The sequence below is a fragment of the Pasteurella canis genome (assembly GCF_900454865.1).
Classification (GTDB): domain Bacteria; phylum Pseudomonadota; class Gammaproteobacteria; order Enterobacterales; family Pasteurellaceae; genus Pasteurella; species Pasteurella canis.
Genome location: NZ_UGTV01000002.1, coordinates 1 through 8,563 on the forward strand (window position 1 = coordinate 1; position 8,563 = coordinate 8,563).

Annotated in this window: 5 protein-coding genes, 2 tRNA genes and 2 pseudogenes; 4 read left to right on the forward strand and 5 right to left on the reverse strand. The window is 33.0% G+C overall.

Translation table 11 applies throughout. From position 1 onward, the window contains the following. Nucleotides 1–605 precede the first annotated feature (605 nt). Nucleotides 606–690 (reverse strand) — tRNA-Leu (locus DYE19_RS00055). A gap of 339 nt (nucleotides 691–1,029) precedes the next feature. Between DYE19_RS00055 and hutX (DYE19_RS00060) the strand changes: the two genes are divergently transcribed. From hutX (DYE19_RS00060) to DYE19_RS11520, 3 genes and pseudogenes are all read left to right on the forward strand, one after another. Further along, complete coding sequence (gene hutX / locus DYE19_RS00060; RefSeq protein ID WP_115322248.1) at nucleotides 1,030–1,521, forward strand: heme utilization cystosolic carrier protein HutX; 492 nt, start codon at nucleotides 1,030–1,032, stop codon at nucleotides 1,519–1,521. Between the two features lie 22 nt (nucleotides 1,522–1,543). Next, complete coding sequence (hutZ, locus tag DYE19_RS00065; RefSeq protein WP_049213874.1) at nucleotides 1,544–2,062, forward strand: heme utilization protein HutZ; 519 nt, start codon at nucleotides 1,544–1,546, stop codon at nucleotides 2,060–2,062. A 54-nt stretch (nucleotides 2,063–2,116) separates the two neighbouring features. Continuing rightward, a pseudogene (locus DYE19_RS11520) lies at nucleotides 2,117–4,334 on the forward strand (TonB-dependent receptor domain-containing protein); the annotation flags it as partial. On the opposite strand, the gene DYE19_RS11580 reads toward DYE19_RS11520, so the two are convergent. From DYE19_RS11580 to hutX (DYE19_RS00085), 4 genes and pseudogenes are all read right to left on the reverse strand, one after another. Continuing rightward, entirely contained in the window at nucleotides 4,334–4,813 is a 480-nt protein-coding gene (locus DYE19_RS11580; protein WP_438361423.1) for a TonB-dependent receptor domain-containing protein, read from the reverse strand. The pseudogene DYE19_RS11520 and the gene DYE19_RS11580 overlap by 1 nt on opposite strands. 46 nt (nucleotides 4,814–4,859) lie before the next feature. Further along, nucleotides 4,860–6,767, reverse strand: a pseudogene (locus DYE19_RS11535) (TonB-dependent receptor plug domain-containing protein); the annotation flags it as partial. 54 nt (nucleotides 6,768–6,821) lie between these two features. Next, nucleotides 6,822–7,340 carry a heme utilization protein HutZ gene (gene hutZ / locus DYE19_RS00080; RefSeq protein ID WP_049213874.1) on the reverse strand — a complete coding sequence of 173 codons (519 nt, stop codon included), beginning with the start codon at nucleotides 7,338–7,340 and terminating at the stop codon, nucleotides 6,822–6,824. 23 nt (nucleotides 7,341–7,363) lie between these two features. Next, nucleotides 7,364–7,855 carry a heme utilization cystosolic carrier protein HutX gene (gene hutX, locus DYE19_RS00085; RefSeq protein WP_115322248.1) on the reverse strand — a complete coding sequence of 164 codons (492 nt, stop codon included), beginning with the start codon at nucleotides 7,853–7,855 and terminating at the stop codon, nucleotides 7,364–7,366. Between the two features lie 337 nt (nucleotides 7,856–8,192). On the opposite strand from hutX (DYE19_RS00085), the gene DYE19_RS00090 reads away from it, so the two are divergent. Further along, nucleotides 8,193–8,277: transfer RNA gene (locus DYE19_RS00090), tRNA-Leu, on the forward strand. The last annotated feature ends 286 nt before the right edge of the window (nucleotides 8,278–8,563 follow it).

Genomic DNA, 8,563 nt, shown 5'->3' on the forward strand with positions numbered 1-8,563 from the left:
GACACCGCCAGGTAGAAAATGAGAGGCCCTAGGTAGAGATACCTGGGGTTTTTTTGTTATGGGAAGGAGGGTGAGATAAAGTGGCAGCGGAAAAAATCTAGCTGGAATAAAATCAGATAAAGCTAAAGCAGACAAGACTAAGCAAACCAAATCAAACTAAAACAAAGCTCAGCCTCTTTTTACTTCAGCTTACTTCATTTTATATCTCTTTATATCTCTTCGTTTGTCATTTTACATCCTTTAGTTTAAGTTTATCTTTTCTTCTTTTTCTCTTTACTTTCTTGAGTCATCCCTGACTTAGAATCCGTAAGGGTCGTTGTTAGACTACGTTAGTTTCACTTTATTTCAATTATAAATGTATCAGTGAAGAAGCTTGTTTCAACTCTACACCATCTCAACCAATGTCTATTCAAATAGCCTTTCACTTTAGTCTAACTAATTACATACATATGAACGCTAATATGTAGATAAAATAGTGTGTACTGAGAGGTGAAGTGAGTATTATGGAGGCTTTGGTAAGATATAGAAGAAAAATATTTTATATATAAAAAAGTCACACTTTAAAAAAAAAGAGTGACTTTTTTATTTTGAAAACTATTTATCAATGGTGCCTAGGGTCGGACTCGAACCGACACACCCGAAGGCGGTTGATTTTGAATCAACTGCGTCTACCAATTTCGCCACCCAGGCAGCAACGGTGAATAGTCTTCAAAAAGTTGTTGGACATTATACCTATTCAATGGTTGGTTACAAGTAAAAAATTATAGTGTGAGTATTAATTGTACTTATTTTCACCGTTTCTATTTTCCATATTGATATTTGAACGTGTTGTAACTCAAATACCTATAAAAATGGGTGATTGTGCCTCGATTTTTTTATCCTAACTCTTCGATATTTATCATATTTTTTTCAAAAGATGTAAGTTTTTTTTGAAAAAAAGTGCCAATCACAAATATAATTAATAATTATTATCAATACTATTATTGAGTGGTTTTTTATAATAGTTTTTTTATTGAGGATCAAAAAACAATGACTCTTAAACAACAAGTTGCAGACTATATTACAGAAAATCCAATGGCAATTACATTGGATATGGCAGCGCATTTTAATCAGCCAGAAGGTAAGATTTTGTGTGCTTTGCCTGATGCTTTTGTACGCATTTTTGCTGGAATAAGAACAGAAGAAATTTTGAGTGAAGTGAGTAAATGGGGGACTTTTACGACTATCATCGAAAAAGAAGGTTCTATTTTTGAAATCAAAGATCGTTTTCCAACAGGCATGATTGGGCGAGGTTATTACAATTTAAATATGAAAGGGGATGAAGGCGCATTACATGGACATTTAAAGTTAGATAATATCGATAAAATTGCTTTTGTTAGTTTACCTTTTCGTGGTAAAGAAAGTTATAACATCGCATTTATCGCTAATAATGGACAAACTATTTTTAAAATTTATTTAGGACGTGATGAAGAGCGTCAATTATTTCCAGAACAAGTAGAAAAATTTAAACAATTTATTTAAGCAGTAAAACTAAGGAAAAACAATGATTACAAATCGTCAAGAAGTATTACAAAATCGTTTAGGACCAGAGATTCAAGAGTTAAAAGCACAGTGTAAAACCATTATGTTAGCAACAGTAGGAGAAGATGGTAATCCTAATGTAAGTTATGCCCCTTTTGCTATTACTAATGGAGAATATCAAGTCTTCATTTCAACAATCGCACGTCATGCTCGGAATTTACAAGAAGTACCAAAAGTTTCATTAATGTTAATTGAGGATGAAAGCAAAAGTCGTCAAATTTTTGCACGTCGTCGACTTTCTTTTGATGCAACTGTGCGAATTATTGAACGTGAAACAGATGAATGGAAAGAGAGTATTGCAGCATTAAAAACAAGGCAAGGTAATTTGATTGATGAGTTATCAAAAATGAAAGATTTTCATTTATTTAGTTTTAAGCCAACTCAAGGTTTATTTGTTAAAGGCTTTGGTCAAGCTTTCCAAGTGAGTAATGATGATCTAGTTAGTTTTGTTCATTTAGACGAAGGTCATTTAGACGGTTAGAAAACTTTTAGCATTATTATTTTAGGGTATATCCATTTATTTCAGGAAAATATTATGACAATTATAGCAAATAAAAAAGTCAAGCTTTCATTGATTACTTTAGCTGTATTTAGTTATTGTGGTTCCGTTTTAGCTGATGAAGAAACTGAGTCATTAGATACCATTACTGTAACTTCTCAACAAGATGCTATAGATATAAAAGAGAAAAAAATTGGTGAGACAGTAAAAAACTTCTTCAGTTTTAACGCGTCAGCAAGTTCAAGATAGTCGTGATTTAGTTCGTTATGAGACAGGTGTCAGTGTTGTTGAAGCTGGTCGTTTCGGGTCAAGTGGCTATGCTATTCGTGGTGTTGATGAAAACCGTGTTGCGATTACTGTAGACGGTTTACACCAAGCAGAGACACTCTCTTCACAAGGTTTCAAAGAGCTTTTTGAGGGTTATGGCAATTTTAATAATACAAGAAATAGTGTTGAGGTTGAAACATTAAAAGTTGCGAAGATTGCAAAAGGCGCAGATTCAGTCAAAGTAGGTAGTGGCTCTCTTGGTGGTGCAGTGTTATTTGAGACAAAAGATGCCAGAGACTTTTTAACGGAGAAAGATTGGCATCTTGGCTATAAAACAGGTTATAGTACAGCAGATGATCAAGGGTTGAATGGAGTTACTGTAGCAGGTCGTTATAAATACTTTGATGTATTATTTATGCATACAAAACGCCATGGGCATGAGCTAGAAAATTATGATTATAAATATGCTATGGACATCCAAGGAAAAGAAAGAGAAAAAACAGATCCATATACGATTACTAAAGATAGTACTTTAGTAAAATTCTCTTTTTCTCCAACCGATAACCATCGTTTTACAGTTGCTTCGGACTTATATCAAACTCATACACGTGGTCATGATCGTTCTTATTCCCTACAGCCACAATCTAATTATTTAACTTATGATGAAAAAGAATCTCGTCATTCAAATGATAGAGTGAAACGTAAAAATTTATCATTTACTTATGAGAATTATACAGCGATACCATTTTGGGATACTTTGAAACTGACTTATTCTCAACAAAAATCACGACCAGAGCGAGAACAGAAGATTACTGTGATGGTAATGAGAAATGTGATTCTTATAAGAATTCGCTAGGATTACAACTAAAAGATGGGCAAATTGTTGATCGCGAGGGCAATCCTATCTGGTTGGATCTAAAAGATGGTACTCATCAAATTTTAGATAAAAATGGTAATCCTTTTGTTGCTGATAAAGGAACAAATAATGCTGCTTTTATCGGTAAACGATTAAGTACATCTGATTTTTGGTTAGATTGTTCTATTTTTAATTGTGAGAAACCTGTAACAACTTATAAATATCGTTATTCATCTGATAAACCTGAAAAAGTAGATGTCATGTTAAATAAATTCATGGATGTTAATGGTAAAAAAAATTTGCTACTTACGACATGGGATGGGAGCGTCATCATATTATTTTACCTAATTCTCTGGGATATCGTCCTTTTGATTATAAAGAGCGTGATTTGAATACAAACACAAAACAAGTTAATTTAGACCTAACTAAAACTTTTTCTGTATTTGAGATTGAAAATAGTATCTCTTATGGTGGTATTTATTCAAAAACACGCAAAGAAATGATAAATAAGGCGGGTTATAATGGAACTAATCCAACTTGGTGGGCAGAAAGAACATTAGGACAAAACTTTTCAGGCCAATTAAGAGACTGTAAAACAAGTTCATCCTTTAACGGTCTTCTTTGTCCTCGTCATGAACCTAAAACCTCTTTCCTAATTCCTGTGGAGACAACAACCAAGTCATTATATTTTGCAGATACAGTTCAGTTACATGATATATTAAGTGTGGATTTAGGTTATCGTTATGATGCTATTAACTATCAACCAGAATATATTCCAGGTATAACACCTAAGATTGCAGATGATATGGTTAAAGGTTTATTTATACCTTTACATAAAATTGAACCTTGGGCTCCTAGCCCTTATTCTCCTAAATATAATGGAAGTACAGATCCTAAATACCTTGCTGATTTGGCTGAATGGAAAGCTAAAAAAGCAGAAAATGATCAGAATGCAGAAAAAAAAATTGCTTATATCGCACAAGAAAAGAAATTTAAAAAGCATTCTTATTCTTTAGGTGCGACTTTTGATCCACTAGATTTTGTAAGACTTCAAGTAAATATTCAAAAGGCTTTAGAGCACCTACCTCAGATGAATTGTATTTTACGTTTAAGCATCCTGACTTTACGATTTACCGAATCGAGGAATCTACGTTTAGATAGACTTGGAAATCCCTTGCTTGTGCCTGACCACCTACAGAATTAGATAAATTTCGTGATCCTAGATAAGCTAAATCAATAAAGTGGCGATATTTAGTTTGAAATACACTTGTACTGAAAAAGCCCCAATCATGGTGGAAAGTCAAAGCAATTTCTTGGTTTTTTGCTTCTTCTGCTTCATATTTGGATTCGGTAAAATCGTAAAAGTCAGGATGCTTAAACGTAAAATACAATTCATCTGAGGTAGGTGCTCTAAAGCCTTTTGAATATTTTACTTGAAGTCTTACAAAATCTAGTGGATCAAAAGTCGCACCTAAAGAATAAGAATGCTTTTTAAATTTCTTTTCTTGTGCCGATATAAGCAATATTTTTTTCTGCATTCTGATCATTTTCTGCTTTTTTAGCTTTCCATTCAGCCAAATCAGCAAGGTATTTAGGATCTGTACTTCCATTATATTTAGGAGAATAAGGGCTAGGAGCCCAAGGTTCAATTTTATGTAAAGGTATAAATAACCTTTAACCATATCATCTCAATCTTAGGTGTTATACCTGGAATATATTCTGGTTGATAGTTAATAGCATCATAACGATAACCTAAATCCACACTTAATATATCATGTAACTGAACTGTATCTGCCAAAATATAATGACTTGGTTGTTGTCTCCACAGGAATTAGGAAAGAGGTTTTAGGTTCATGACGAGGACAAAGAAGACCGTTAAAGGATGACTTGTTTTACAGTCTCTTAATTGGCCTGAAAAGTTTTGTCCTAATGTTCTTTCTGCCCACCAAGTTGGATTAGTTCCATTATAACCCGCCTTATTTATCATTTCTTGCGTGTTTTTGAATAAATACCACCATAGAGATACTATTTTCAATCTCAAATACAGAAAAAGTTTTAGTTAGGTCTAATTAACTTGTTTTGTGTTTGTATTCAAATCACGCTCTTTATAATCAAAAGGACGATATCCCAGAGAATTAGGTAAAATAATATGATGACGCTCCCATCCCATGTCGTAAGTAGCAAATTTTTTACCATTAACATCCATGAATTTATTTAACATGACATCTACTTTTTCAGGTTTATCAGATGAATAACGATATTTATAAGTTGTTACAGGTTTCTCACAATTAAAAATAGAACAATCTAACCAAAAATCAGATGTACTTAATCGTTTACCGATAAAGCAGCATTATTTGTTCCTTTATCACAACAAAAGGATTACCATTTTTATCTAAAATTGATGAGTACCATCTTTTAGATCCAACCAGATAGGATTGCCCTCGCGATCAACAATTTGCCCATCTTTTAGTTGTAATCCTAGCGAATTCTTATAAGAATCACATTTCTCATTACCATCACAGTAATCTTCTGTTCTCGCTCTGGTCGTGATTTTTTGTTGAGAATAAGTCAGTTTCAAAGTATCCCAAAATGGTATCGCTGTATAATTCTCATAAGTAAATGATAAATTTTTACGTTTCACTCTATCATTTGAATGACGAGATTCTTTTTCATCATAAGTTAAATAATTAGATTGTGGCTGTAGGGAATAAGAACGATCATGACCACGTGTATGAGTTTGATATAAGTCCGAAGCAACTGTAAAACGATGGTTATCGGTTGGAGAAAAAGAGAATTTTACTAAAGTACTATCTTTAGTAATCGTATATGGATCTGTTTTTTCTCTTTCTTTTCCTTGGATGTCCATAGCATATTTATAATCATAATTTTCTAGCTCATGCCCATGGCGTTTTGTATGCATAAATAATACATCAAAGTATTTATAACGACCTGCTACAGTAACTCCATTCAACCCTTGATCATCTGCTGTACTATAACCTGTTTTATAGCCAAGATGCCAATCTTTCTCCGTTAAAAAGTCTCTGGCATCTTTTGTCTCAAATAACACTGCACCACCAAGAGAGCCACTACCTACTTTGACTGAATCTGCGCCTTTTGCAATCTTCGCAACTTTTAATGTTTCAACCTCAACACTATTTCTTGTATTATTAAAATTGCCATAACCCTCAAAAAGCTCTTTGAAACCTTGTGAAGAGAGTGTCTCTGCTTGGTGTAAACCGTCTACAGTAATCGCAACACGGTTTTCATCACACCACGAATAGCATAGCCACTTGACCCGAAACGACCAGCTTCAACAACACTGACACCTGTCTCATAACGAACTAAATCACGACTATCTTGAACTTGCTGACGCGTTAAAACTGAAGAAGTTTTTACTGTCTCACCAATTTTTTTCTCTTTTATATCTATAGCATCTTGTTGAGAAGTTACAGTAATGGTATCTAATGACTCAGTTTCTTCATCAGCTAAAACGGAACCACAATAACTAAATACAGCTAAAGTAATCAATGAAAGCTTGACTTTTTTATTTGCTATAATTGTCATAATATTTTCCTGAAATAAATGGATATACCCTAAAATAATAATGCTAAAAGTTTTCTAACCGTCTAAATGACCTTCGTCTAAATGAACAAAACTAACTAGATCATCATTACTCACTTGGAAAGCTTGACCAAAGCCTTTAACAAATAAACCTTGAGTTGGCTTAAAACTAAATAAATGAAAATCTTTCATTTTTGATAACTCATCAATCAAATTACCTTGCCTTGTTTTTAATGCTGCAATACTCTCTTTCCATTCATCTGTTTCACGTTCAATAATTCGCACAGTTGCATCAAAAGAAAGTCGACGACGTGCAAAAATTTGACGACTTTTGCTTTCATCCTCAATTAACATTAATGAAACTTTTGGTACTTCTTGTAAATTCCGAGCATGACGTGCGATTGTTGAAATGAAGACTTGATATTCTCCATTAGTAATAGCAAAAGGGGCATAACTTACATTAGGATTACCATCTTCTCCTACTGTTGCTAACATAATGGTTTTACACTGTGCTTTTAACTCTTGAATCTCTGGTCCTAAACGATTTTGTAATACTTCTTGACGATTTGTAATCATTGTTTTTTCCTTAGTTTTACTGCTTAAATAAATTGTTTAAATTTTTCTACTTGTTCTGGAAATAATTGACGCTCTTCATCACGTCCTAAATAAATTTTAAAAATAGTTTGTCCATTATTAGCGATAAATGCGATGTTATAACTTTCTTTACCACGAAAAGGTAAACTAACAAAAGCAATTTTATCGATATTATCTAACTTTAAATGTCCATGTAATGCGCCTTCATCCCCTTTCATATTTAAATTGTAATAACCTCGCCCAATCATGCCTGTTGGAAAACGATCTTTGATTTCAAAAATAGAACCTTCTTTTTCGATGATAGTCGTAAAAGTCCCCCATTTACTCACTTCACTCAAAATTTCTTCTGTTCTTATTCCAGCAAAAATGCGTACAAAAGCATCAGGCAAAGCACACAAAATCTTACCTTCTGGCTGATTAAAATGCGCTGCCATATCCAATGTAATTGCCATTGGATTTTCTGTAATATAGTCTGCAACTTGTTGTTTAAGAGTCATTGTTTTTTGATCCTCAATAAAAAACTATTATAAAAAACCACTCAATAATAGTATTGATAATAATTATTAATTATATTTGTGATTGGCACTTTTTTCAAAAAAAACTTACATCTTTTTTGAAAAAAATATGATAAATATCGAAGAGTTAGGAAAAAAATCGAGGCACAATCACCCATTTTTTATAGGTATTTGAGTTACAACACGTTCAAATATCAATATGGAAAATAGAAACGGTGAAAATAAGTACAATTAATACTCACACTATAATTTTTTACTTGTAACCAACCATTGAATAGGTATAATGTCCAACAACTTTTGAAGACTATTCACCGTTGCTGCCTGGGTGGCGAAATTGGTAGACGCAGTTGATTCAAAATCAACCGCCTTCGGGTGTGTCGGTTCGAGTCCGACCCTAGGCACCATTGATAAATAGTTTCAAAATAAAAAAGTCACTCTTTTTTTTTAAAGTGTGACTTTTTTATATATAAAATATTTTTTCTTCTATATCTTACCAAAGCCTCCATAATACTCACTTCACCTCTCAGTACACACTATTTTATCTACATATTAGCGTTCATATGTATGTAATTAGTTAGACTAAAGTGAAAGGCTATTTGAATAGACATTGGTTGAGATGGTGTAGAGTTGAAACAAGCTTCTTCACTGATACATTTATAATTGAAATAAAGTGAAACTAACGTAGTCTAA